We start from the raw sequence: 26,044 nt of genomic DNA on the forward strand, positions 1-26,044 counted from the left end.
TAACGATAAATATTTCAGAATTAACAAATCGGTTTATTGTCATATCATAGAAATTTTTGTTATTATAGTATTTAAATTTAGAGGATATATTTATAGAAAATTATAAGTTTGTTGTAGTAAAAGAAATATTTATAATAAATTTTTATATTAATTTAAAATAAAAAGGAGGAACGGTAAATGAGTGTAAAAATGAAACAAAAAAGAATAAATGTAGCTATCAAGAAAGAAAAAGCTGATTTAGTTATTAAAAATGCGAATATAATAAACGTGTTTACAAAGGAAATAGTTCAGGGTGATATTGCTATTTGTATGGATCAAATTGTAGGTATAGGTAATTACAGTGGTATTAATGAAATTGATGCTAAAGGTAAGTATGTCTGTCCTGGATTGATTGATAGCCATGTTCATATTGAATCTACAATGGTTACACCGTCAGAATTTGCTAAGGCCGTACTTCCACATGGGACAACTACAATTATTGCTGATCCTCATGAAATTGCTAATGTATGTGGAGTCAACGGAATTAATTTTATGTTAAATCAATCAAAGTCACTACCTTTAAATGTTTATTTTATGATGCCCTCATGTGTTCCTAGTACGCCTTTTGAAAATAATGGTGCTGATTTAAGTGCTGAATTAATTGAGCCACTTCTGTCAAATGATAGAATATTAGGACTCGGTGAAGTAATGGACTACCCATCTGTAATCAATGGAAGTGAATCAATGTTAAAAAAGATTGATTTATTTGATAACAAAATTATTGATGGTCATGCACCATATTTAAGTGGAAAAGAACTCAATGCTTATCGTGTTGCAGGAGTTATGACGGATCATGAGTGTTCGACTATAGAAGAGGTAGTAGAACACCTAAGACTTGGTATGTACGTACAAATAAGAGAGGGTTCAGCAGCTAAAAATTTAGAGAACATTGTAAAAGGTCTATTAGAAAAGAGTATAGAATTTAATAGATGCATATTTTGTACTGATGATAAGCATTTAGAGGATATAAGAAAAGAAGGACATATAAGTTACAATATAAAAAAAGCTATATCTTGTGGAGTAGATCCAATTGAAGCAATATGTATGGGTACTATTAATGCAGCTCAATGTTATAAGTTGAAGAGGCTTGGTGCTATTGCCCCAGGGTATTCAGCTGATTTAATAATATTAAATAGTCTTGAAGACTTTAATGTTAATAAAGTACTGTACCGAGGCAATGTAGTATATGAGAATGGAGTATTATGCACAGAGATCTCTTCAAAAATAGATGATAGAAATGTTTTTAATACAGTGAGAATACCTAATATAACTGTTGAAGATTTAAAAATAAATATGAAGAATAATACTGCTACGGTGATAAAATTAAAATCAAATGAACTTATTACCAAAAAAGAAACAGCAGAGGTTAAAGTTGAAAATGGAGTGTTTATTCAGGATGAATATTTTTCAAAAGTTGCTGTTATAGAGAGACATAAATCAACAAAAAATATCGGTTTGGGTATAGTGAGTAATTTTAATATTAGGAATGGAGCAATAGCAAGTACAGTTGCCCATGATTCTCATAATCTTATTGTTATAGGAGACAATGATGATGATATGATTCTTGCTATAGAAGAATTAAAAAGGGTAAATGGAGGATACACAGTTATAAGTAGGGGGAAAGTAGTGGGGACACTTGAACTGCCGATAGCAGGTTTAATAAGTAATAATACTGCTGAATATGTAGAGCAGACTCTAAATAGTATGATTGAAGAGGCTTTTAAACTTGGAATTAATAGAAAAATAGAGCCTTTTATAACACTATCATTTCTTGCGTTGCCAGTAATACCAGAAATTAGAGTAACAGATCAAGGTTTATTTGATGTTATGGAGTTTAAATTTATAAAGTGCAGTAATAATTAAACTTTCACTATAGTATAAATTAGTGGAGGTGGTAAAATGGAAAAAGAATTTCTTCAGGAAATTGCTTCAGAAGCAAAGTCATATGAGGAATGTATAAAGATGCTCAATGAATATGCAAATAGGTATCAATTAATAAATGAGGGTAAGATAGTTGTAACAGAATCATATCCTTCAATAAATGAACTTAGCTTTGATGGAGTTAATCTTACCAAGTTTAGTGTTTTTGTTTATCTAAAGGAGCCTGAGAAAGTTGGTTAGAAAGAGTTAATATGTAGAATCCTTTAGATGAGTATAGTAATTATTAATCAAGTGAAATTTTCTAAATAGTATCAGTGTTATCTATCTCCAACTTTAGATGATAGGAGAATTTCGCACAGTTTAGTTGAAAATTAATAGTAAAAAATAAACCTCCTTGTTTTTAAGGATTTTTTCTAGAATCCAATTACAAGGAGGTTGTCATTTAATTTGATGTTATTTCACGAAGTGAAATCTGTCTAATGATTAGTAGTCCAGATGCCTGCTCAGCTCTATTACATTTAATTCTTATTTAAGAACAAATTGTAGTATATAAACATATATATGTTTATATATCAAGTTCAAAGGGATTTTTAAATGAAAATAGATTTTAACTACAATAGAAAAATAATTAAGGCTGTAGGAGGATATATCTTTAAAGGACTTAATTATAGGTGTAACTATACAAGGTTTACAACTATATATAAATTACCTGCTCCAGGAACAGAGATGGTCGAGTTATACAATTTTGAACCTAAAACAAAAATACGTGCCTCTGTTTTATTACTTCATGGGTTAGGTAGTCGTAATATCAAGTTCTTGTTATGGATGGGAACTCATTTAGCCTCTGCTGGTGTTCACTGTTCTATACCAGTACTTCCTGGTAATTATACTAGAGTAGAACATAATTCAGTAAGTGGACGCAGTTTCTTATACCCTGAGCTTGATAATATGTTTAGATTTTGGGAGCATGCTGTTGTTGATATACGATCTACTATTGATCTTCTTGAACAGAAGGGCATTTGGAAAGAAAATAATTGTATAATGGGTTATTGTCTTGGTGGTATGATATCAGCTATAGTTGGTTCTGTAGATAAAAGAATTAATCAAATAATATTCATGACCACTGGAGGTCACGTGCCTAAAATACTACATGAGTCTCCAACCGCTGCTTTTGCAAGGAAACTCTTTAATGATGGATTTAAAGATCGCTACTATCTTTATGATAAGAAAAGATTATATGAAACTTATAAAAAGCAATTTGAAAATGTTAAGAAAATGTCTCTTTCAGATTTATTTATAAATGAAGATATTCACCCACTTTTTAAAATAGATCCTCTTTCTTATGCTCACTTTCTTGATAAATCAAAAATTACTTTCATTGATGCACTATTAGATGAAACTCTTCCATTTGGAAGTAGGATTTCGCTTTTTAAGGAAATGAAAGGTGCTAAAAGATATATACTTCCTATGACTCATGGAAGCTGGTTACCTTTTGAACGGTTTCTTGCAGAATATATACTTTTTAAAGTTAATATCAGTGACAAATGGAGTTTAAAGCAGGTAGCTAAGAAGTTTAAGATTGATAAAGACTTTTTTTTCAATGGATAATGTACTACACATATTTGAAATAGAACCTAGAATAAAGAAATTGCAGCTTTCTAATTTTTAATATTAAACTAAAGGGGTATATCTTAAGAAAAAGAGATACCCCTTTAGTTTGATCTTCTACTATTTCACAAAGTGAACTATGGCTCCGATGCCTACTCAGCTTTATTATAAAGATTAATATTCATTTTATTTTAGTGAAAGTACAGAATCGATTGACTTCCCATTTATAAAAACTTTGACATCTTTAACTGTAGAAAACTGCAGTGCAGTTTCAACAATCTGAGCTTTTACTCTAGGATTATCAAGTTCTCCGCCTAACATAAGTTTACCTGATATGTTGATAGTAGCTACTCCATTAACTATTTTAGCATTTTCAACTTTAAGGTTGGATTGATATAAGGAATTATATAAACCAGATTGACCATAAGAGCGATCTTTAATAGAGAATAACTCAGTTAGAGCGCCCACTAATGGAGAACTAGGTGTTGAAATAGTTCTTTCTATCGGGATTAAACTATCTCCAGTATCAATCTTCTTTCCGCCTTTACCATTATCATCTATAGCTATTAGATATATTTTTATCTTTGTAGTAGTCTTTTTTACATTACTACCTTGACTATCTTGGTTTTTGTTATTTTTAACTCCAGTATTTTGATCTTTACTATTTGTATTGTTACTTTCTTCCTCGAGGTTATTCTTATCTGCTGAATTCACATCATTTTTTTCAGTTGTACTTTTATTCGTGTCAGGTAGGGAATTTTGTGAGGATTGGGATGAAGCACTCCTTAATGAACATCCTACGAATAGAAGCATGGTACTAATAATTAGAAATGAAACTATTTTTTTCATTATTCTCCCCCCTTTTTGATACAATAGTAAAATGGTTTATTTAATTTATTATAATCTTATAAAGTGAAATCTAACTATAATTACTGTTTTCATTATACATAATATATTTTAACTTTTTATAAAGGTGACAATTTTAATTATAATTAAAATTAAAATTTAGAGATTTTCATTTAGTTTATCTTTAATTAAATTATAATATAAATTGATAATAATAGACATAGTGCATTATTAGTTTAATAACAGTTGAGACGAAAATAATTCGTCTTGCAAGTTTATATATTATGCATTCATTTTATAACTAAAAAAACCAGTATTGAGCATTATATTTATATCTCAATACTGGTTTTTAACTAAACTTAATACTTTTGTAAATGACTTAGCTAAAATTTCACCTAATTACTTTTGTTACAGCTTCTTTTACTTGTTCCACTTTATAAAGTGAAATTTTGTTAAAGATGAGCATAACTCGATGCATGTTCAGTTTTATTATAATTTATTATATAAATAACAGACTATCCTAAGTTTAATTATTCTGTAGCATCAAATTCATCCTTAGTTACTCCACAAAGAGGACATAACCACTCATCAGGTAAATCTATGAAATCAGTACCAGGTTCTATACCATTATCAGGATCCCCTATTTCTGGGTCATAAATGTATCCACACACTAAACATACATATTTTTCCATAATTACTTCTCCTTTTGGTTAATTTGTTACAACTATACTTATGTCAAGGATATTATTTATATTCATGATATACGTATATCTAATTTAGATAATATTTACTGGTGTACCTATTGGAACTAGGTTATATAGTTCAATAATATTAGCATTATAGAGTCGAACACATCCATTTGATACAGCTTTACCAATAGAGGAGGGATTATTTGTACCGTGAATACCGTAACTTGGTTTGGATAGTCCTAACCATCTTGCACCAAAAGGACCACCTGGATTAAATGCTTTGTTAACAATTGTAAAGTTTCCTTTTGGTGTTGGTGTAGATGGTTTACCAATTGCTATGGGATAAACTTTGAATACTTTTCCATTTTCATATAAAGTAAGGGTACGAGCAGCAGTATTAATTAGTATTTTATATGCAGGACGAGTGGCATAAGGTATGAATACATTAGCATAAGGGTAGAAATACATATTATCCTCCAAAAAAATAAATCAATATTTCATAGTATGCAAATATATAGGATAGTGATAATTTAAGCATTTTCTATTTTAGATATGAAAAGATAACTTAAATTAGTGTAAACTATTAAGTATAAAGGTAGGGTGTCCTACTCATTAAAGGTTAAGAGTTATCTGTTAAGCTCTGGAAATATAAATATTGAATATCTCATGAAGGCATCATTGTTTTTTGGATGATGGTTCACATAAGTATACTAAATTGCCAATAATTTATAAGTAAGAATGCCTCTATATAAGGGAACAATAATCTTGAAAATTATATGAAAAGGGGTGTCTTGAATGCAAGTAAAAGATTTAATGACAAAATCAGTAGTTAGTGTAAGTGCTAATGATAATGTAGAAAAAGCAGCTTTACTTATGAAAGAGCATGATATAGGATCTATACCTGTATGTGAAGGTAGTACTGTTATTGGTATTGTTACTGATAGAGATATAACTTTAAGATCTGTAGCAATAGGAAAAGATACTAAAAATCAAACTGTTAGAGAAGTCATGTCTTCAAATCCTGTGGTAGGAACACCTGATATGAGTTTAGATGATGCTTCTAGAATAATGAGCCAACAACAGATAAGAAGACTTCCTATAGTGGAAAATAAAAATTTAGTTGGTGTAGTTGCTTTAGGAGATTTAGCCACTGAAACTAAATCTGATGAAAAAGCAGGGCATGCTTTAAGTGGTATATCACAACATACACATGCATCTGGACATTAGAAGTTTGCAAAATATCCAGTGTGTGGTAATGAGTTCGCTAATATAAATTAATTTAGTAATAACTAAAAATAGAATATATAAATACACAACTTCATAACTAATTTATAATTTAGATATATAAGTTTATATTAAATTAACTAACTTTAGGAAAAGTATTGCATGCTAAGACTATATGCTGTCATTTCATGAAGTGAAATCTGACTAAGGCTAAAAGGGCTCGATGCCCTTTTAGTGTTATTTGCCTAAAGTTAGTTAATGATTGAACTTATATATCCTTAGAAAAAGCATTGCATGTCGAGGCTATTTTTATGAATTGTTTAAGGATTAAAGTTGCGTATCTTTAGTAAGATTTATTAGGATATCTCATAAGTAAATGAGATATCTTTTTTACTTGAGGAAATTATAGAATTTGTAATATGTAGATAATTTCACTAGGAGTCCCCGTCAGGGGATTTTTTTACTGACTTAGAGCATGAAATTGGTGTTTTCAGGAAAAACTATTATATTATTCTCATTTATTAACATATGTGCAATATAATAGTATAATAGTATTGAACAGTGTTTAATATTGTTACTATGTTTAATAAAAGCCAGTGAATTTTTGTGGTAATGGTATCTCGTATATTTGATGCTGTTGTAATTAATATATGTTTCTTATGATGAAGAATATTAGAGAATTTAGTTTGTGATAGGTAAATTGTTATAAAGTTCTGGAGTTAAAAGTGCCACTAGGCAGTTGTGATAGTATCACATTAAATAAATCATTATAGCTTAGGAGGAGTATATGGGTATTGCAGAAAGAAGACAAATGGAAAAAGAAATTATAAGAAAAAAAATAATAGATGCTGCTAGTGAAATATTAATTAAAGAAGGCTATGAAAATTTATCTATTAGAAAGATAGCTAATAAGATAGAATACTCTCCCGGCACAATATATCATTATTTTCAAGATAAAGCAGAAATAGTAGTTTCTGTTGTAGAAGAAGGGTATGGAAGAATATTAAAAAGTTTAAGTGAGGTTCCAGTAGATGTTGAGAATCCAGAGAAGTCAATAGAAAAAGGATTTAGGACCTATATTGAACTTATGTTAGAAGCACCTCAGCAATTTAGAGCTGTTTTAATGAATGATATAGATGCAATTCAAGAAAAAGTAAATATGCTGGAGGAAGGAGTTTCAAAGGAGAGAAAGAGCATACAGGGACTATGTAAACTTGTGGAACTAGGGATTGAAAAAGGGAAGTTTAGAAAGATGGATGTAGAACTTACTGCACAAATAATATGGACATCAACTCATGGCCTTCTTTCTAGATTAATATTAGAAAAAAACATTCCACAGCAGCAAAAGGAGAATCTTATAAACCATCATTTTGAAATTATTATTAATGGATTAATGAAATAAAGGGAGGAGAGAAAAATGAAAGTACTCATTGTTTATGGAACTAAACATGGTTCTGCAGAAAAATGCAGTAAGCTTTTAAAGGATAAGCTTCAAGGGAATGTTGTAGCTGTCAATATAAAGAAAGACAATGTACCAGATATAACCTTATTTGATAACATTATTGTGGGTGGATCAATCTACATGGGGCAAATTCAGAAGGAAATAAAAGATTTCTGTTTGAAAAATCTTAGTGTATTAAAAGATAAAAAAGTTGGACTTTTCATATGTTGTATGAATGATAAAGAAGTCCACACATTGTTTAATAATTCTTTCCCTGAAGAGTTGTTAACTTGTGCCACTGCAAAAGAATATTTTGGTGGCGAATTTATATTTAATAATATGAACTTCTTTGAACGGTTTATAGTGAAGAAGGTGGCGAAGATAGATAAAGATACTTCAACGCTTTCTGAAGAAAATATTAATAAATTTGCTCAGCTAATAAATAAGGCTTAGTTAATTTTTTTCGGAGGAGACGGAAATGAAATGGCTTGGGGGCTTAGCTTTTGGAGGAGGTAGTATATTGAATGGTGCAGCGCTAGAGGATCTAGGTAAAAAGGGAAGGAAGATCACTTCAGCCTTTAAGCTTGCCTTAGAGGATGTTTTTGGGGACAAGAAAATATGTTCCAAGGCACAGGAAGTATTGGAAATAAAAATGCCAAAGGTTTTTCTTCGCCCCGTAGCCATTTACTTAAATCACTTAATTAAAAAAACTGCAAGGCAGTATGGCGTTAAAGACGTTGGCAGAAGGGTTTATCTTGAATAAACAATAAACAATAAACAAAAAACTCAACTACTTTTAAATTAGTGGTTGAGTTTTTTGTTGCAGCTTTATGAGCCATCTCCTAACCGTATTGAGATAAGGTTGCTTCCTCAAAGATTTTGTTTCAATCCCTTTTTTTTCTTCTTCATTAAGTTTTTTAATAAGCTCATAAGCTTCTAGTTCCTTTATATTTCATGTAAATGTGCCATATATATACAGATCAATATTACTTATGTTCTTAAGTAATTATATCGTAAATGAGTATAAAATATCAAGAATCTTTAATACAAACATTAAAAAGTATAAATTTATAAGAGGTAAAGACCTTTACAGAATTTAGAAGAATGAAGTATAGTAGTAATGGGAAATATAATCAATTGAAGAGTATTTATAGGCTAAATAGCGCTGACTAAGAGAAGAAAAAGGAGGAATATAAATGATATTTATAGTTTTTTCTGCTAATGATGAGGGATTTGGAGTAGAGCTAACAACTGAAAATCTTGATAAAGCTATAGAAAAGTTTAAAGAGGATGAAGAAAATTATACAATAGAAGTATGGAATGAAAACGAAGATAAAATTGCAGAGTTAAACTGTGAAAGTGACTCTAATGATTCTATTGAAAGAGCAGATTCTCTGACAATAAGTAAATATTATTATCTAGATATTAATGAGGAAGATATCAGATTTGAAAACTTGGATGAAGTAATTAAATACTTAAGAAATTTAAAATAAGACATAGAAATATGTCTTTTTATTTGACGTTATTTGATAGATAAACAAATTCATAACTGGGTTGATTAAGGATTAAAGGTGTCTATCTATATAAAGTGAAACCTAGCTAAAATTTAATAAGCTTCATACCTACTAATTTTATTTTACCTATTAAATGGAAGAATATTACTTTTATATGGTATAATATATAAAAAAGGTATAGGGGTGATGTTATGAAGTTTACTGTAGTATTCAAAAGTTATCAATCATTAGACTTATCATTTGGGTTAGTTTTTGCACCATGTCCTATATGGATTAAAGGAGATGAAATAGTTGTCAATATAAATCCTAAAGATTCACACTACCAACTTGGCAGCGTGAAAAAGCTTATTGAAGTTGAGAGTTTACAGTCAAAACTTCTAGAAAAGAAAGCTGTGGTTATTGGTCATGGAACAGGATATGGTTGTGAATCAGATTTGAAAGAACTTATAAAAGACCTTAGAAATGAAGGGTTTGAAGTTAAATATAAAGAATTTTAATAATATAACAACTTCATTAAAAAATTGTAAAAGGTATTGAATAGTAATAATATTATTAGTATAATTAATAAAAAGTACAAATTAAGTTAAAAATAGTGATGAGGAAGAGTACGTAAAAGAAATCTTAAAGCGAGCCGATGGATGGTGAGAGCACGGTAGTAGATCTTTATGGAAGGCAGCCTCTGAATTTCTTATTGAGAAATGTGATTATAAATTTAATCATCAAAGTAGAGACAGACGTGTCCTCACGTTACAGAGGGATGGAATTTAAATGTTCCAGTAGAGTGAGTGCCTTATAAGGCACTAATTAGGGTGGTACCGCGAATATTCTCCTTCGTCCCTTTCAGGGATGTAGGAGTTTTTTTATTTTTATTTCAAATTCAGGAGGGTGAATTTTTATGGATGAAATTCTTGAAATTTTAGAAAAAAATAGCAAGTACACTTCAGAAGAAATAGCAGTTATGACAGGGAAAAGTGTTGAGGAAGTTAAAGAAGCCATAAAAAAATATGAAAATGATAATGTTATTGTAGGATATACTGCTCTGATTAATTGGGAGAATACAAGCAAGGATAGTGTTGTAGCTTTGATTGAGGTTAGAGTCACTCCTCAGAGGGGAGAAGGTTTTGATAAAGTTGCAGAGAGAATATATAGATTTCCAGAAGTAAAGGCATGCTATTTAATGTCTGGTGGATTTGATCTTACTGTTATAGTTGAAGGAAAAACATTGAAAGAAGTTTCACTTTTTGTTGCAGAAAAGTTAGCTGTACAAGAATGTGTTGTAAGTACAGCAACGCATTTCGTACTTAAAAAATATAAGGATAATGGTACAATTTTTGAGGAAAAACCTAGAGATGACAGGGAGGATATATTTGTATGAAGCTAGAAGATATGATTATATCAAATGTAAAAAATATGCCACCATCAGGTATTAGAAAATATTTTGATATTATCAATGAAATGAATGATGTAATATCACTAGGAGTTGGTGAACCTGATTTTGTTACACCATGGAATATAAGAGAGGCTGGTATATATTCTCTAGAAAAAGGGCATACACATTATTCTTCAAATGCAGGTTTTATTGAACTTCGTGAGGAAATTTCTAAGTACTTAAAGAAAAAGTATGAGCTTGAGTATAGCCCAAAAGATGAGATTATAGTTACTGTAGGTGGAAGTGAAGGTATTGATATTGCTTTAAGAGCACTAGCTGGTCCTGGGGATGAAGTTATTATTCCAGAACCTAGTTTTGTTGCTTATAAAGGATGCACTACTTTTACAGGGGCTACTCCAGTAATCATAAATCTGAGAGCTGAGGATGAATTTAAACTTACTCCTGAACTGCTTGAAGAAGCTATTACTCCAAGAACTAAGGTTGTAATAATACCTTTTCCAAATAACCCCACAGGAGCTATAATGACAAGAGAAGAGCTAGCATCAATTGTTGAAGTTCTTAAGGATAAAAACATAATAGTTATATCTGATGAAATATATGCTGAATTATCATATGGAGAAAAACATGTTTCCATAGCTAGCTTTCCAGAAATGAAAGATAAGACTATATTAATTAATGGTTTTTCAAAGGCTTTTGCTATGACTGGATGGAGATTAGGATATGTTTGTGGTCATCCAGTTTTATTGGATGCTATGAAAAAGATCCATCAGTATGCTATCATGAGTTCTCCTACAACAGCACAATATGGTGCTATTGAAGCATTAAGAAACTGTGATGATGATGTACAGGAAATGGCTAGAGAATATAATAGAAGAAGACGTGTAATGGTTAATGCATTCAGAAAAATGGGCTTGGATTGTTTTGAACCTTTAGGTGCATTTTATGTGTTTCCATGTATAAAATCTACAGGTATGACATCAGATGAGTTTTGTGAGAAGTTACTTTTAGCAGAAAAGGTATTAGTTGTACCGGGAAATGCTTTTGGTGATTGTGGAGAAGGTTTTATAAGGGCATGTTATGCATCTTCAATGGATCAAATAATTGAGGCAATGAAGCGCATAGAAAGGTTTATACATTCAATTAAGAATTAAACATATAGTTACTTCCTCTCATTAAAGGGAGGAAGTTTTTAATATAGTTAAGCATAGGAGGAAAAATATGAAATTTGTTACTTATAATTATGAGAACAAAGAGAATATTGGTTTTGTAAAAGAAGATAAAATAATACCAATAGAAGATGTTTTTGATTGTTTAGGACAAAGTAAGCCTAATACAATACTTGAACTAATACAAAACTATGATGATAATTTTTGGGATAGGATTGAAACCACTATTAATAGCAAGAAAGATTTTAATTTTTTATTATTAAGTTCTGTAAAACTACTTGCACCTATACCTTATCCTAAAAGAAACATAATTTGTCTAGGCAAAAATTATGTTGAACATGCAAAGGAAATGAAATTAACTAAAATCTCAGATTCATTTGTACCAGAGGATCCAATATACTTTACAAAATCAGCAATGCCAGCTATAGGACACCAAGATGAAATTGAGTTTTCGTATGACGTAACTCAACAAGTAGATTATGAAGTTGAACTTGCTGTTATTATTGGAAAGGACGGAATAAATATAAAACCTGAGGAAGCAGAAGATTATATATTCGGATATACCATAGTTAATGACGTGTCTTCGAGGGACTTACAAGGAAGACATAAGCAGTGGTTTAAAGGTAAGAGTCTTGATACTTTTTGTCCTATGGGTCCATATATAGTACATAAAAAAGAACTTCCTTTTCCGGTGGAGTTAGATATTCGATGCAGTATTAATGGAGAATTAAGACAAAGTTCTAATACAAAAAAGTTGATTTTTAATATACCGTATATTTTAAGTGACTTATCAAAAGGGTTTACATTAAAGGCAGGGGATATTATCTGTACTGGCACCCCAAGTGGAGTTGGAATGGGTTTTGAACCAATAAAAGTTTTGAAGGATGGAGATATAATAGAATGTTATATCGAGAAGATAGGGAAATTAACTAACAGGGTAACAGTTATTTAATGGTGAACTACTAATGACTTTAGAAGTGTGAGATTCTCAGTCAATACTCGTAACGGAGCAAGTTTACCCGAACTAATAAGAACGTTTCCGTAGAATATGTTAAAAAATAAAGCTATCAGGAAAAATTAATAAATACTGATAGCTTTTAAAATATATGAAACTTATGAAATAACATTTATAGATACCCTAAGGGCTAACTCTATATTAATCATGTAAATAATTCTATTCCTAAATATATCCTATTTTTACTATCTACAAATTTTAAGCTTCCATTATAAAGAATAGTACCAGAATACTTGCCTTGGGTTATAACAACATAATTCTTAAAATTACGATCCTTTGATAGAGGGCTAAATTTAAGCTCCTTGAATTGTTTTTCATATATATTTGGATTTAACCTCATAATTTTAAGTTCAGAAAATTCTTCACTAGAAATTTTGTTATCATTATCTAAATCTGTGATCTTAATTAAGGCAGTTTTTAGATCAGGTGATATTTCATCAAGCATCAGTATTTTGCCTTCAGAACCATAAGCATTTATGTTATTAGATGAGTTATAGTTTCTTGTGGTTTCTATAACTATTGCGGCATCATAGAGCTTATTGATATCACACCTAAAATCTGCAACTATAATATCCATGTTATTAGTGCTTTTAATATTATTATTGAAATATGTTATACACACTGAAGAAAAAAATAGAATTAATAGAAAAATTCCTAATGTTTTTATAACTATATTATTTTTTATGGACTTTAGATTTATATTTAAATGATATTCTGAAATTGTATAACGTTTGATTAACATCTTTACACCACCTTTAAATAAATCTGAAAAATAAAATTTAAATAGACATCGGGTCTATTAAATTTAAGCTGGATTTCACTTTGTGAAATGGCAGTAAATAAAAGTTGGAACAATAAGTATCAAAATCAGATGTTCCTAATGTTTCATATTTATTTAATTTTAAACTATATTCTATATAATTTAGTTTATGGTAGTAGTATTAATTTAAATTTATAGTAATGTAAAGAAGAGGTTAATTTCTACATGTATTTAACTATATACGTACAACAACTGGGTAAAATACTAAAATTTATTAGTAACAAAAATAAAATGGTTAATTTTTACATTTGTTTAATTATATTATACAATAACTGAGTAAAATACTAAAGTTCAATATAAAAGTAAACGAATGTTTTTAATTTATAGGAGTAAAATAAATGAATAATTCAAATAAGAAAATGTTAGAAGAAGAGTTATGGAGTCCAGTTAATGAATTTCTTATTGATCAAGGGTATACAGTTCGTAGTGAAGTTAAATATTGTGATATATCTGCAGTAAAAGATAATGAGCTTATAGTGGTGGAACTTAAGAGAAGTCTAAGTGTTGATTTACTTGTCCAAGCTGTTAACAGACAAAAAATTGCAGATTCAGTATATATAGCTGTACCAAAGCCCCAAAAAATGATAGGTAATTCTAAGTGGAAAAATATTTGTCATCTTATAAGACGTTTAGAATTAGGATTAATTTTAGTTTCTTTTAATGATGATAAAGCATTTATTGAGATTCCAATACATCCAGAAACTTTTGATCGTAAGAAAAGTCAGCAGATAAATAAAAAGAAAAGAACTAATATTATTAAAGAGATAAATGAAAGAAATGGTGACTATAATATTGGAGGAAGTAAGGGAAGGAAATTAGTAACAGCTTATAGAGAGAGTTCTATTTTTATAGCCTGCTGTTTAGAACTTTTTGGTCCACTGTCCCCTAAAAAGCTTAGGGAGCTTGGTACAGATCCCAAAAAGACTACCTCTATTCTTTCTAAAAATTTTTATGGATGGTTTAAAAATATTGAGAAAGGCCTTTATGATCTTAGTGAAGAAGGAAAAAAAGAACTAAAAGATTATGAAAAGTTAGCGCATTATTACTATAAAAGAATTAATAATATCAATACTAAGGAAAGTAATGGAGATACCAAAAGTTGTGATTAATTATGACTTTTGGTGTTTTTTTATTTGCTGTCATTTCACGAAGTGAAATTTGATTCAACAAGCTAAACAGGTTGTACCATTGACCAGTTTAATTTATACCTTATTAAACTAATAATAGTTATTATTATAGTAATTACAATCGTATTTATAATGGAAATTCTGTTAATACTGTACTATGTATAGCAATAATTACAAAGGAGATGAAGTTGTTGAGTTCAGAATACCATGTTGGATTAGATGTGGGATCTACCACTGTAAAGATTGTCATCTTAGATAGAAAAGATAACATAATTTTTAGCACTTATAAAAGACATTTTTCGGATATAAAAAATACTATAAATGAAGTTGTTGAAGAAGCAGTTACACATTTAGCAAACGAGAAAGTTACTGTATGTGTTACCGGATCAGGTGGGTTACTTGTTTCTAAGTGGCTAAATATACCTTTTGTCCAGGAAGTAGTGGCTTCTACTAATGCTATTGAACGATTTATACCAGGAACCGACGTTGCTATAGAATTAGGTGGAGAGGATGCTAAAATAATATTCTTTGATAATGGTGTAGATCAAAAAATGAACGGAACTTGTGCGGGTGGTACAGGAGCATTTATTGATCAAATGGCAGCACTACTGCAAACGGATGCTAAAGGACTTAATGAACTAGCTAAAAGTTATAAAGTAATATATCCTATTGCAGCTCGCTGTGGAGTATTTGCAAAGACGGATGTTCAACCATTAATCAATGAAGGTGCTGCCAAGGAAGATATTGCAGTATCTATTTTTCAAGCAGTAGTAAATCAGACGATTGGAGGTCTTGCTTGCGGTAAAAGTATTAAAGGAAAGATAGCTTTTTTGGGTGGACCTCTGTACTTTTTATCAGAGCTTAGAAGTAGATTTGTAGAATTTCTTAATCTTAAATCTGAGGATGCCATATTTCCTAATGATTCTCAACTATTTGTAGCTATAGGAGCAGCTTTATTATCCAAGAATAAAGAAACTATAAACTTCTTAGAATTAATGGATAGGTTATCTACCATTAAGGATGTTGATAATCAAGAAACTGCAAGGCTTAAGCCGCTTTTTTGTGATGAAGAAGAACTTAGAACCTTCAGGGAAAGGCATAAAGACAGTAAGGTTAAAAGAGGAACTCTTGAAGACTATACGGGAAATGTTTATTTAGGTATTGATGCTGGTTCTACTACCACTAAGGTAGTTTTAATAAGCGATAAAGGAGAAATGCTGTATTCTTATTATACAAGTAATGAAGGGAATCCTTTAAACTCCACAATAAGGATAATAAAAGATTTATATAATAATTTGCCTTCATCAGTTACCATTGCAAATTCCTGTGTTGTCGGTTATGGAGAAGCATTGATAAAAACAGCCTTAAAGGTGGATATAGGTGAGGTTGAAACAGTTGCCCATTATAAAGGGGCAGATTTCTTTTTGCCAGGAGTAGATTTTATTTTAGATATTGGTGGCCAGGATATGAAGTGTTTAAAGATAAGGGATGGAGCAATTCAGTCTATTATTCTAAATGAAGCTTGTTCCTCTGGTTGCGGCTCTTTTATAGAAACTTTTGCAAAGTCATTAAATATGGAAGTTCACGATTTCGCTAAGACAGCATTAACATCTAGGAATCCTGTTGATTTGGGTACTAGATGTACAGTATTTATGAATTCTAGAGTAAAGCAGGCACAGAAAGAAGGTGCAGAGATAGGAGATATCGCTGCAGGATTATCCTATGCAGTTATAAAAAATACCTTATTTAAGGTTATTAGAGTGAGAAATCCTAAAGAATTAGGAGATAAAATTGTAGTTCAAGGAGGTACTTTTTATAATGATGCTGTGCTTAGAAGTTTTGAACTCATTGCAGAAAAAGAAGTAATAAGACCAGATGTAGCTGGTCTTATGGGCGCTTTTGGTGCAGCTCTTATATCAAAGGAGAGGTACGAGAGCGGTTATACAACTACATTGATAAAGTCTGAAGAATTAAATTCACTATATATGGAGACTGAGTTAAAACGCTGTGGTAAATGTACAAATAATTGTTTATTGACCATCAATAAATTTTCTAGAGAGAGAACTTTTATTTCAGGTAATCGCTGTGAGCGGGGACTTGGAATAGAAAAAGATTTAGACGATGAAATACCAAATTTATATCAATACAAAATTAAAAAATTATTTAACTATAAGCCTCTTGAAATAGAAGAAGCACCTAAAGGGGTAGTTGGAATTCCTAGAGTTCTTAATATGTATGAGAATTTTCCATTTTGGGCTGTATTTTTCAAAGAGCTAGGTTTTAGAGTTCAATTATCTCCACCTTCTTCAAAGAAAATATATGATCTTGGTATTGAAACTATACCATCAGAAACCTTATGTTATCCAGCAAAGTTAGTACATGGACATATAATGTGGCTTATAAATAAAAAGGTTGATTTAATATTTTACCCCTGTATTCCTTATGAATATAAGGAGGTAAAAGAAGCTAACAATCATTATAATTGTCCAATAATTACCTCTTATCCAGAAGTAATTAAAAATAACGTTAGTCTATTAATAGATAATGGTATTACCTTTATGAATCCTTTTTTACCTATATACAATAAAAATATATTAAAGGAAAGATTATATCAGGAATTTTCAACATTTAATATAAGTAAAAAAGAAATATATGATAGTGTAGAGAAGGCGTGGCAAGAACAACGGGTGGTTAAGGAAGATATAAGGAAGAAAGGAGAAGAGGTATTAGAATATTTAAAGAAATCTGGCAAGAGAGGAATTGTTCTTTTAGGCAGACCCTATCACCTAGATCCTGAACTTAATCATGGAATACCAGAGCTTATAACTTCTTTAGATATGGCTGTGCTAACAGCAGATTCAGTAGCACACTTAGGGAAGATAGAACGGCCTCTTAGAGTTTTAGATCAATGGGTATATCAATCAAGATTATATAAAGCTGCTAGTTTTGCTACTCATCAAGAAAATATTGAGATAGTAGAGTTGAATTCCTTTGGTTGCAACATAGATGCTGTAGTTGCAGATCAGGTACAAGAAATATTAAATAAATATAATAAGGTATTTACTGTTTTAAAGATTGATGAAGGTAGTAATCTTGGTGCAGCAAAAATAAGACTTAGGTCCCTAAAGGCAGCGTTAGATGAAAGAACTAAAAAAAGTTCTGTTCAAACTTACATTAATAAGGAGTCCAATAGAGTTTTATTTACTAAGAAAATGAAAAAAAATCATACTATATTGGTTCCACAGCTTTCTCCTATACATTTTGAATTTGTAGAGGCTGCCTTTAAACCTAGTGGATATAATGTAGTGGTACTTGAATCAAATAATAAAAGTTACTTGGAAGAAGGATTAAAATATATTAATAATGATATTTGTTTCCCTGCATTATTAATTGGCGGTCAGATTATAGAGGCAATAAAATCTGGCAAATATGATACTAGCAATTTATCAGTACTTATGTTCCAGACTTGTGGTGGTTGTATAGCTAGTAATTACGTGGGACTTCTAAGAAAAGCATTAAAGGAATCTGGCTATGAACATATACCTGTAATATCTATGAATTTTTCAGGTGTTGAAAAAAATCCTGGATTTAAGTTATCTATTCCATTAATCCATAGAGTTCTAATGGCTGTTATTTATGGAGATTTACTAATGAGAGTACTTAATAGAATACGTCCATACGAAAAGGTATATGGCTCTACGAATGAGTTATATAGAAAATGGGCTGAAATATGCAAGGATAGTCTAAATAGAATAAGTCTTAGAGAATTTAGGAATAACATCTATAATATAGTTAAAGATTTTGATAATTTAGAAATAGTACATATTAAAAAACCAAGGGTAGGAATTGTCGGAGAGATATTTACAAAATATGAGCCTGTCTCTAATAATGATTTAATTAAATTTTTAGAGCAGGAGGGAGTTGAGGTTATCGTTCCAGATTTATTAGATTTCTTCTTATATTGTGTTTATGATAATAATTTCTCTTACAAACATTTAGGAAGTAGTTATATAGAAGTATTAAAAGATAATATTGCTACTGAAGTTCTAGAACGGTACAGGAAGTTTATGAAGGAATGTTTAAGAAATAGTAAGAGATTTTCTGCTCCTTCTCATATATCTGAATTAGCTAAAGAAGCTAGCAAAGTGCTCTCTCTTGGGAATCAAACTGGAGAGGGATGGAATTTGACATCTAAAATGATTTATTTATTAAATCATGGGGTTAAAAATATACTTTGTGTTCAACCTTTTACATGTTTACCTAATCATGTTACCGGTAAAGGTATGATAAAAGAATTGAAAAATAGATATCAAGGTGCGAATATTACAGCTATTGAATATGATGCTGGTGCATCTGAGGTTAATCAGGTTAATAGAATTAAGTTAATGTTATCAGTAGCTTTTAAAAATCTTTCAATCGAAGAAAATAATAACTCTATGAGAAAAAATGATGTAAACCTAAATTGATTTTAATGAAGATCTATTTAATAAAAATAAGATTGTAAATTCAGTCTTATTTTTATTTTTTTTTATGAGCATAATATTACTATAAATAATATTACGAAAGGGAGAGTAAAATGGACAAAAAAAAATTACTAGTAAGTGATATTAAGTCAGGGGAAACAATAAAGACGTCATTAATGATATTTAAGAAATTATTTATAGAGGATAATAAATTATTTGCAATAGTAGGCGATAAATCGGGGAGCGTAAAGGCTGTAATTCCTTTACAGAGAGATGATATTAATGTAGGGGATGTAATAAGTATAAGAGGAAAGAAAGCACATCTTCTTGAGATTGCTCAATATAACAAAGAAAAAGATTTTAAGGAAGAGGACTACATTGCAACAGTTAAGACTCCAATAGATGAAATTATGAATGAGATAGAGTCAATTTCAAAAGAAGAATTTAAATCAAAGGAAATTATTGAATTAAATAATTATTTCTTCAAAAATGAAGAATTTATTAACCTTTTTAAAAAGGGAATTGCGGGAGTGAGTCAACATCATAATTATAGAGGAGGATTAGCTGAGCATACCTTAAATGTTATGTATTTATCTAAGACATTAGCATATAGATATGATTGTAGAAGAAAAGAAATTGCAATTTTGTCTGCTAAGTTACATGATATAGGAAAAATTTATGAATTTAATACAAATGGACCATTCAGTTATAGCTTAAGAGGGGAAATGGAAGGTCACATTGTTATAGGAATCCAAATGATTGAGGAAGCTTTTAATGCTAACCCTTGGTTATACAGTGAAGATTTCAGAGAAAGAATTAAGGGATGTATTGTTCAACATCATGGTAAACTTGAGTTTGGTTCTCCAAGGTCAATGAATATGGAAGAATCTTATATTGTTCACTTTGCTGACTATATAGATGCAACCATGAATAAAATTAACCAAATTAAAGAAAAAACAGAATTAAATAATTGGTCAGAGTATGATAGAAGGTTAGAAAGTAAATTATATCTATAACTTATGAAATATAAATGATTATTTTATAGATAGAGAAGCTTTAACAAAAGTATGGATTTATAAAGATAATAGAATTAACTAGAAAGAAGAATAAATCATAAAAGAGAATAGAAGAGCCTATTCTCTTTTTTATATGCTGTAATTTGATAAAGTAAAATCTTACTATAAGCAGGTGCTGAGCCTACTTAGTTTTTGTTTTGTAGATAAATTTAGTTTACAGAACTAGATAATTGGAATTAATGCCAAAATGGAAAATATTCCAGTGACTCCTCATACTGCCTTTAAAACCAGCAACAATCACTACCATTTTTCTGTTAATACGCTTATAATAAAGTCAACGTATTAGTTTTCCCCGAACTATTATGAATAATTCTTAATGGGAGGGTCATTATATGAAGAAAAAATTAATCGCGGCATTAGCAACTATGGTAGTTTCAGTAACAGCATTTGCTGGATGTGCTAATGCAGATAATGTTGCCAAAGATTTAGGTAATCAAATAAAGGCAGAGGCAATTCAACTTAAAACTAACAATGGACAAGCTGTAGCGAATCAAATCAAAACTAATGATGGACAAACTGTAGCAAATAATGAGCAAAATAATTTAGACAACAGTATTGCTACAACTACAGAAAGCTTAGAGAATAATGAAAATGAAGATCAAGAATGTTTAGATAATAATATTTCAATCGTTGGTGCTAGTGATACAGAAAGTGAATCTGATATAACAAGTGACTATACTGAAAATAATCAGAATATTACTTCAAATGAACAAACTATACCACAGCAACCATCAGATTCTAATTTAAAACCTCAAAATGAACAGACTAAAGTACCAAATGTAGTAGAAACAGAAACAACAACTACAAAGGCACCTGAAACAAATACTAATAATAATGAAAAAGTTGACAATCAGCCAGTAGTTAATAATAACTCATCAGTAAAATACATGGCAGATTTTGAGGCAGACATATTAAAGTATACTAATATAGAAAGACAAAAGGCTGGATTAGAACCACTAAAATTAAATAATACAGCTTTTGGATTTGCAAGAAGTAAGAGTGAAGAAATGATAAGACTAAATTATTTTGATCATAATTCTCCGGAAAATGGATACATATCAGATGTCGCTAAGAAGAATAACTGGAGATACTCTTACATAGGGGAAAATATTTATACAATGTCATATTCAGGTGATATAACAACTGTTATAAATGGTCAAAAGATAGTAGATGCTTGGATGAATTCTCCAGGACATAGAGCAAATATTTTAAATGCTAATTTTAAGGAAATAGGAATTGGTGTAGCATATGCTAATGGAGAACTAATGGCAACTCAATTATTTTATACACCATAACTAAAGTAATTTGATAAGTAGAATATAGTTTTAAGAGAGTAAAGAGTAAAATGATTACTATTTACTCTCTTTTAAAATTACCTTAGTAGGCTCGGTACCTATTAAATTTTATTTTATTAGCATATCTATTATTAGATCTAAAAGAGATTTACTTTTCCTTAAATTATCTACGTAATCAGCAACATGTGTTTTATAGTATTCTATTCCTCTATCAGTAATAGAATAAAGTTTTTTACTACGCTTATTTAAGAATTCATCTCCTTCCCAAGTACTTACTACATATCCCCTATTTTCAAGGTCATAAAGAGTATCGTAAATAGTTCCTGTTGATACCGGGAAAGGCAAAGAAGTATCAGAAAACCTATTTTTAAAGTCCTCATAAATTTTATTACCAAATACTGTGTTGCCTTTTGCTAACTCCTTTAATATATAGAATATATAGATTTGTTTTGTATTAACTACATTTCGAGGAGCTACTAATCTATTTCGGGTATTTGACAATTTCATCACCTCTCTATACTTATTTATATATATTTTACACTAAAAGCATAACTTCGTAAACAACATCCTCGTAAATGAGCATTAAATAACAAGAAAACTTCAATAAACAAAATAATTAAAAAAAAAGGAGAAATTTAAAAAATATAACTATTTTATGTCAAATTTGGTAGTGGTTGAATAACATGTAATATACAAATGATATAGGAGTGATTAACGTGTCAAAAAGGCGTAAATGCTGCTGTCAAAGTAGCTGCTGTGATTGTTGTGGTAATAACTATGGTGGATATGGTTTTATACCTTATGGTATAGGTTCTGGATTTAATCCATTCGGAGGATTCGGAGGATTCGGAGGATCCGGTCTAAATAATCCATTATGGTTATTACTTTTATTTGCTGCTATTAATAACAAGTAGTGCTAGACTAAAAAACCATAGGCTATAATGCCTATGGTTTTTTTTACATTGTATTATAAGTTTCTTTTAAAAGTAATGCGTCTTTTTCTAGTATTGGGCTTTCACAAATAATACAACCTTTTACATTAAAATCAATAAATGCTTTTAGACACGCCTTGAAATTAAAATCACTTTCTAAAAATGACAGATGATTTCTTTCGCCTTTATTTGAGTAGTTTATGCCAGATAAATGAATATGCATATCTTCTAAAGCTTCTTTACCTAATTCTTCTCCTATGTAATAAAGAATATTAGCAAAATCTTTATATTCTTTTAGAGCACCGGCTCCTCTTGCATGAATATGTGAGAAATCAATGCATATTTTACATGTAGGTATTTGCTTGCATATTTTAACAAGTTCCTCAACATTTCCAAATTGAGTTGCTTTTCCTGTAGTTTCAAGCCTGTAGTTAATATCTCCAGCAGGAAGTTTTTTTAGATTTGTTATTATCTTTTCAAAAGTTTCATCCTTAGTGTTTTTAAGATAAAACCCAGGATGAAATACTAAACTCCTACCTCCAACTAGACCAAGAGCGTCAGCACCTTTTATAATTCTTTCAATAGACTTCTCAATCTTTTCCTCTTCTTCAGCATTAAGATTAATATAGTAAGAACCATGCGCTGATAGGTAAAAGTTATATTTCTTTTTAACTTCATTTATTGAATCCATATTTTTAGTAGTTATATTTACTGATCTTACAAAAGGTAACTCCATTGCATCTAAACCTAAACTATGTAAATATTCTATGCCAGAAGTATAATTAAATTTCTTTTCCCCATCTCCTAATGGGAGCCCTGATATACCAAATAATAATTTTTCCATTATATGATACCTCTTCTTAATTTTTATTTGAGTATAACAAATATAAAATCATTGTTCAATAATAATTATTATGACATTAAATAAAAGGCTTATTAATTTTCAGCTACATTTCACTTTGTGAAATGGCAGCAAATAAATTTAAAATAATTTCTTGCAATGATTTTTTGTTTTTATTAGAATAATCATATTGAACATAGAAGAGTAGGTGATTTTATGGAAGAAAGATTACAAAAATACATGGCTAGGTGTGGAGTTGCATCTAGAAGAAAATGTGAAGAGTTAATAATTGAAGGAAAAGTAAGAGTTAATGGTAAAATAATTCAGGAACTTGGTACAAAAGTAAACGCTGAGGAAGATATAGTAGAAGTTAGTGAAAAGGTTATAAAGCCTGAAGAAAGAAAAGTATACATTATGTTAAATAAACCAGAGGGATATGTTACTACTGTAAAAGATGAAAAAGATAGAAGTACAGTTTTAGATTTGATAGAAATTAAAGAAAGAATATATCCTATAGGAAGATTAGATTATGACAGTTCGGGTTTACTAATAATGACAAATGATGGGGAGGTATATAATAAGATAATTCATCCAAGAGTTGAAGTGACAAAAACATATATAGCAGTAGTTAGCGGTATGTTTTCACCTGAAGAAATGAAGAAATTTATGAATGGTATAGATATTGGTGGGTATGTTACTGCTAAAGCTTCTATTAGTATAATGGAAAAGTATAGATCTGCATGTAAAGTTGAAATTAAGATACATGAAGGAAAGAACAGACAGATAAGAAAAATGTGTGCTGCTTTAAAGCATGAGGTTATTTCTTTAGAGAGAGTAGGTATAGGAAATATAACCTTAGGTAATTTACCAAAGGGAAAATGGAGAGAATTAAATAAAGAAGAGCTGGACTATATTTTTTCTTTATAGGAGTGAATTGTTATGTTTAAATATGTTAGCGATGTTAGTACTATATCTCATCATTTAATAGACAGCTTTGTTTATAATAAAGATATTGCTATAGATGCTACTCTTGGAAATGGATATGATGCTGATTTCTTAAGTGTCAAATTTAATAAAGTATATGCCTTCGATATTCAAAAGTGCGCAATTGATAATTATGAATCAAAATGTAAGCCAAATGTAAAAGTAATATACGACTCTCATGAATCTTTTGAAAAGTACATTCCAGAAGAAGTCGATTGTATAATGTATAATCTAGGCTTTTTACCCGGAAACAATAAGGAGATTACTACAAAGGCAGAAACTACAGTTAATAGTTTAAAAACTGCAATAAAAATATTGCGCAAGGGTGGAATTATTACTATTGCACTATATTCTGGACATGAGGAAGGAAAAAAAGAACTAGCAGAAGTACTTGATTACGTTAAAGTTTTACCTAAAAATGAATTTGCTGTGCTATATCACCAATTCTTAAATAGGCAAAGTACAGCTCCATCACTTGTTGTGATAGAGAAGAAATGATGTATATATTGAATTAACTTTCATTAGATGATAGAATGAAATAAAAGTTTCATGTGACGATGAAAAGTGAAGGACGAGAAAGGATTATATATGAACATAAATAGTAGTCAAGATTTAATGAGATTAATTCAAGTGAAATTTCCACGTTTAAGTAAGGGGCAAAAGTTAATTGCTGAATACATACTTAAAAATTATGATAAGGCAGCCTTTATGACAGCTGCTAAATTAGGGATAAGTGTAGGAGTCAGTGAATCTACTGTTGTAAGATTTGCTAATGAACTTGGATATAGTGGCTATCCAAAACTTCAAAAAGCTTTACAGGAGTTAATTAAAAATAAACTTACATCAGTTCAGAGGCTTGAGTTGTCTAATGATTATATCAGCGAAGAAAATGCTCTTAAAGGAGTATTAAAAGCTGATATGGAAAATATAAGATATACTCTTGAAAAGATTAATCATAAAACTTTTGAAGATGTTGTAAATAATATTTTTAAGGCAAAACGTATATATATAATTGGTCTAAGAAGTTCAACAGCTTTAGCTGAATTTTTGGCATTTTATCTTAATTTAATTCTAGATAATGTTAAGATTGTCAGCAATGGTATCAGTGATATTTTTGAACAAATGATTAATGTAGGTGAGGGGGACTTAGTCATTGGTATTGGGTTTCCTAGATATGCTATTAAGACAATAGATGCTCTTGCATTTTCTCAAAGTAGAAATGCTAAGGTTGTAGCAATTACTGATAGTTTACTTTCACCATTAGCATCTCAAGCCGATTATACTTTGATTGCTCAAAGCAATATGGCATCATTTGTTGATTCCCTAGTTGCTCCACTTAGTGTTATTAACGCTTTAATAATTGCAGTGGGTATGAGAGAAAAAGATACTATAGCAAAAACTTTTAATGATTTAGAGGCTATATGGAAAGAGTATCAAGTTTATTCTCATAATAAAAATAATAATGATGAAAAATAATTAATTAGTAATAAAACTGAACAGATATCAAACCTGTTCAGTTTTAGGCATATTTAACTTTGTGAAGTGGCAGAAAAAAGAGGAAGATAATCTTCCTCTTTTTTCTTCAGTTTGCTGAAAAACCCTCTGTTTTTTAAACAGGGGGTTTTTCTAGCAAACTTGTGGATAAATTTTAAAAGAGAGCTTTTCTATTAATTTGAATAAAATTTTATATAAA

Annotated in this window: 26 protein-coding genes and 1 other annotated feature; of the genes, 20 read left to right on the forward strand and 6 right to left on the reverse strand. The window is 29.9% G+C overall.

Annotated elements, in window-relative coordinates:
* The first annotated feature begins 177 nt into the window (after window positions 1-177).
* The 3 genes from ade to CPJCM30710_RS12050 all read left to right on the forward strand — a co-directional run bounded on the left by ade (window position 178) and on the right by CPJCM30710_RS12050 (window position 3,528).
* Complete coding sequence (gene ade / locus CPJCM30710_RS12040) at window positions 178-1,902, forward strand: adenine deaminase (RefSeq protein WP_212904416.1); 1,725 nt, start codon at window positions 178-180, stop codon at window positions 1,900-1,902.
* Window positions 1,903-1,938: 36 nt separating this feature from the next.
* Window positions 1,939-2,160, forward strand: a complete 222-nt coding sequence (locus CPJCM30710_RS12045) for a hypothetical protein (RefSeq protein WP_212904417.1) — start codon at window positions 1,939-1,941, stop codon at window positions 2,158-2,160.
* A gap of 354 nt (window positions 2,161-2,514) precedes the next feature.
* A complete protein-coding gene (locus tag CPJCM30710_RS12050; RefSeq protein ID WP_212904418.1) occupies window positions 2,515-3,528 on the forward strand; it encodes an alpha/beta fold hydrolase in 1,014 nt (337 codons plus the stop codon).
* A gap of 186 nt (window positions 3,529-3,714) precedes the next feature.
* Here the strand turns inward: CPJCM30710_RS12050 and CPJCM30710_RS12055 are convergent, their stop codons facing one another.
* From CPJCM30710_RS12055 to CPJCM30710_RS12065, 3 genes are all read right to left on the reverse strand, one after another.
* A complete protein-coding gene (locus CPJCM30710_RS12055; protein ID WP_212904419.1) occupies window positions 3,715-4,377 on the reverse strand; it encodes a GerMN domain-containing protein in 663 nt (220 codons plus the stop codon).
* A 527-nt stretch (window positions 4,378-4,904) separates the two neighbouring features.
* Entirely contained in the window at window positions 4,905-5,066 is a 162-nt protein-coding gene (rd, locus tag CPJCM30710_RS12060; protein WP_212904420.1) for a rubredoxin, read from the reverse strand.
* Between the two features lie 84 nt (window positions 5,067-5,150).
* A complete protein-coding gene (locus tag CPJCM30710_RS12065; protein ID WP_212904421.1) occupies window positions 5,151-5,531 on the reverse strand; it encodes a L,D-transpeptidase in 381 nt (126 codons plus the stop codon).
* Between the two features lie 327 nt (window positions 5,532-5,858).
* Here CPJCM30710_RS12065 and CPJCM30710_RS12070 point away from each other — a divergent pair, with 327 nt between their 5' ends.
* The 9 genes from CPJCM30710_RS12070 to CPJCM30710_RS12110 all read left to right on the forward strand — a co-directional run bounded on the left by CPJCM30710_RS12070 (window position 5,859) and on the right by CPJCM30710_RS12110 (window position 12,750).
* Window positions 5,859-6,290 (forward strand): CBS domain-containing protein, encoded by a 432-nt coding sequence (locus CPJCM30710_RS12070; protein WP_212904422.1) that lies wholly within the window; start codon window positions 5,859-5,861, stop codon window positions 6,288-6,290.
* 784 nt (window positions 6,291-7,074) lie between these two features.
* Complete coding sequence (locus tag CPJCM30710_RS12075; RefSeq protein ID WP_212904423.1) at window positions 7,075-7,689, forward strand: TetR/AcrR family transcriptional regulator; 615 nt, start codon at window positions 7,075-7,077, stop codon at window positions 7,687-7,689.
* Between the two features lie 15 nt (window positions 7,690-7,704).
* Window positions 7,705-8,181 carry a flavodoxin domain-containing protein gene (locus tag CPJCM30710_RS12080; RefSeq protein ID WP_212904424.1) on the forward strand — a complete coding sequence of 159 codons (477 nt, stop codon included), beginning with the start codon at window positions 7,705-7,707 and terminating at the stop codon, window positions 8,179-8,181.
* 25 nt (window positions 8,182-8,206) lie between these two features.
* A complete protein-coding gene (locus tag CPJCM30710_RS12085) occupies window positions 8,207-8,491 on the forward strand; it encodes a hypothetical protein (protein ID WP_212904425.1) in 285 nt (94 codons plus the stop codon).
* Window positions 8,492-8,924: 433 nt separating this feature from the next.
* Window positions 8,925-9,221 carry a hypothetical protein gene (locus tag CPJCM30710_RS12090; RefSeq protein ID WP_212904426.1) on the forward strand — a complete coding sequence of 99 codons (297 nt, stop codon included), beginning with the start codon at window positions 8,925-8,927 and terminating at the stop codon, window positions 9,219-9,221.
* A gap of 212 nt (window positions 9,222-9,433) precedes the next feature.
* Window positions 9,434-9,739 (forward strand): hypothetical protein, encoded by a 306-nt coding sequence (locus CPJCM30710_RS12095; RefSeq protein WP_212904427.1) that lies wholly within the window; start codon window positions 9,434-9,436, stop codon window positions 9,737-9,739.
* Window positions 9,740-9,825: 86 nt separating this feature from the next.
* Window positions 9,826-10,084, forward strand: a binding site (T-box leader).
* A gap of 53 nt (window positions 10,085-10,137) precedes the next feature.
* The gene (locus CPJCM30710_RS12100; protein ID WP_212904428.1) at window positions 10,138-10,617 is read left to right on the forward strand and encodes an Lrp/AsnC family transcriptional regulator; all 480 of its coding nucleotides are present in this window, start codon (window positions 10,138-10,140) and stop codon (window positions 10,615-10,617) included.
* Complete coding sequence (locus CPJCM30710_RS12105) at window positions 10,614-11,783, forward strand: aminotransferase class I/II-fold pyridoxal phosphate-dependent enzyme (protein WP_212904429.1); 1,170 nt, start codon at window positions 10,614-10,616, stop codon at window positions 11,781-11,783. Before CPJCM30710_RS12100 ends, CPJCM30710_RS12105 begins: the two co-directional genes overlap by 4 nt.
* A gap of 67 nt (window positions 11,784-11,850) precedes the next feature.
* On the forward strand, window positions 11,851-12,750 hold the full coding sequence (locus CPJCM30710_RS12110) for a fumarylacetoacetate hydrolase family protein (protein WP_212904430.1): 900 nt from the start codon (window positions 11,851-11,853) through the stop codon (window positions 12,748-12,750).
* Window positions 12,751-12,958: 208 nt separating this feature from the next.
* Here the strand turns inward: CPJCM30710_RS12110 and CPJCM30710_RS12115 are convergent, their stop codons facing one another.
* A complete protein-coding gene (locus tag CPJCM30710_RS12115) occupies window positions 12,959-13,555 on the reverse strand; it encodes a hypothetical protein (protein ID WP_212904431.1) in 597 nt (198 codons plus the stop codon).
* 416 nt (window positions 13,556-13,971) lie between these two features.
* Here CPJCM30710_RS12115 and CPJCM30710_RS12120 point away from each other — a divergent pair, with 416 nt between their 5' ends.
* From CPJCM30710_RS12120 to CPJCM30710_RS12135, 4 genes are all read left to right on the forward strand, one after another.
* Window positions 13,972-14,742 carry a DUF2161 domain-containing phosphodiesterase gene (locus CPJCM30710_RS12120; protein WP_246503528.1) on the forward strand — a complete coding sequence of 257 codons (771 nt, stop codon included), beginning with the start codon at window positions 13,972-13,974 and terminating at the stop codon, window positions 14,740-14,742.
* 209 nt (window positions 14,743-14,951) lie between these two features.
* A complete protein-coding gene (locus CPJCM30710_RS12125; RefSeq protein WP_407644991.1) occupies window positions 14,952-19,226 on the forward strand; it encodes a 2-hydroxyacyl-CoA dehydratase in 4,275 nt (1,424 codons plus the stop codon).
* A 110-nt stretch (window positions 19,227-19,336) separates the two neighbouring features.
* Window positions 19,337-20,239 (forward strand): HD domain-containing protein, encoded by a 903-nt coding sequence (locus tag CPJCM30710_RS12130; RefSeq protein ID WP_212904433.1) that lies wholly within the window; start codon window positions 19,337-19,339, stop codon window positions 20,237-20,239.
* A 392-nt stretch (window positions 20,240-20,631) separates the two neighbouring features.
* The gene (locus CPJCM30710_RS12135) at window positions 20,632-21,594 is read left to right on the forward strand and encodes a CAP domain-containing protein (protein ID WP_212904434.1); all 963 of its coding nucleotides are present in this window, start codon (window positions 20,632-20,634) and stop codon (window positions 21,592-21,594) included.
* Window positions 21,595-21,702: 108 nt separating this feature from the next.
* Here the strand turns inward: CPJCM30710_RS12135 and CPJCM30710_RS12140 are convergent, their stop codons facing one another.
* A complete protein-coding gene (locus CPJCM30710_RS12140) occupies window positions 21,703-22,095 on the reverse strand; it encodes a PadR family transcriptional regulator (protein WP_246503529.1) in 393 nt (130 codons plus the stop codon).
* A 215-nt stretch (window positions 22,096-22,310) separates the two neighbouring features.
* On the opposite strand from CPJCM30710_RS12140, the gene CPJCM30710_RS12145 reads away from it, so the two are divergent.
* Window positions 22,311-22,508, forward strand: coding sequence for a ground-like protein (locus CPJCM30710_RS12145; protein WP_246503530.1), 198 nt, complete (start codon window positions 22,311-22,313; stop codon window positions 22,506-22,508).
* 43 nt (window positions 22,509-22,551) lie between these two features.
* Here the strand turns inward: CPJCM30710_RS12145 and CPJCM30710_RS12150 are convergent, their stop codons facing one another.
* Window positions 22,552-23,370, reverse strand: coding sequence for a TIM barrel protein (locus CPJCM30710_RS12150; RefSeq protein WP_212904437.1), 819 nt, complete (start codon window positions 23,368-23,370; stop codon window positions 22,552-22,554).
* Between the two features lie 213 nt (window positions 23,371-23,583).
* On the opposite strand from CPJCM30710_RS12150, the gene CPJCM30710_RS12155 reads away from it, so the two are divergent.
* From CPJCM30710_RS12155 to CPJCM30710_RS12165, 3 genes are all read left to right on the forward strand, one after another.
* Window positions 23,584-24,294, forward strand: coding sequence for a pseudouridine synthase (locus CPJCM30710_RS12155; RefSeq protein ID WP_212904438.1), 711 nt, complete (start codon window positions 23,584-23,586; stop codon window positions 24,292-24,294).
* Between the two features lie 12 nt (window positions 24,295-24,306).
* Entirely contained in the window at window positions 24,307-24,849 is a 543-nt protein-coding gene (locus CPJCM30710_RS12160; RefSeq protein WP_212904439.1) for a tRNA (mnm(5)s(2)U34)-methyltransferase, read from the forward strand.
* Window positions 24,850-24,939: 90 nt separating this feature from the next.
* The gene (locus tag CPJCM30710_RS12165; protein ID WP_212904443.1) at window positions 24,940-25,827 is read left to right on the forward strand and encodes a MurR/RpiR family transcriptional regulator; all 888 of its coding nucleotides are present in this window, start codon (window positions 24,940-24,942) and stop codon (window positions 25,825-25,827) included.
* The last annotated feature ends 217 nt before the right edge of the window (window positions 25,828-26,044 follow it).

The sequence above is a fragment of the Clostridium polyendosporum genome, from assembly GCF_018332455.1.
Classification (GTDB): Bacteria; Bacillota; Clostridia; order Clostridiales; family Clostridiaceae; genus Clostridium_AY; species Clostridium_AY polyendosporum.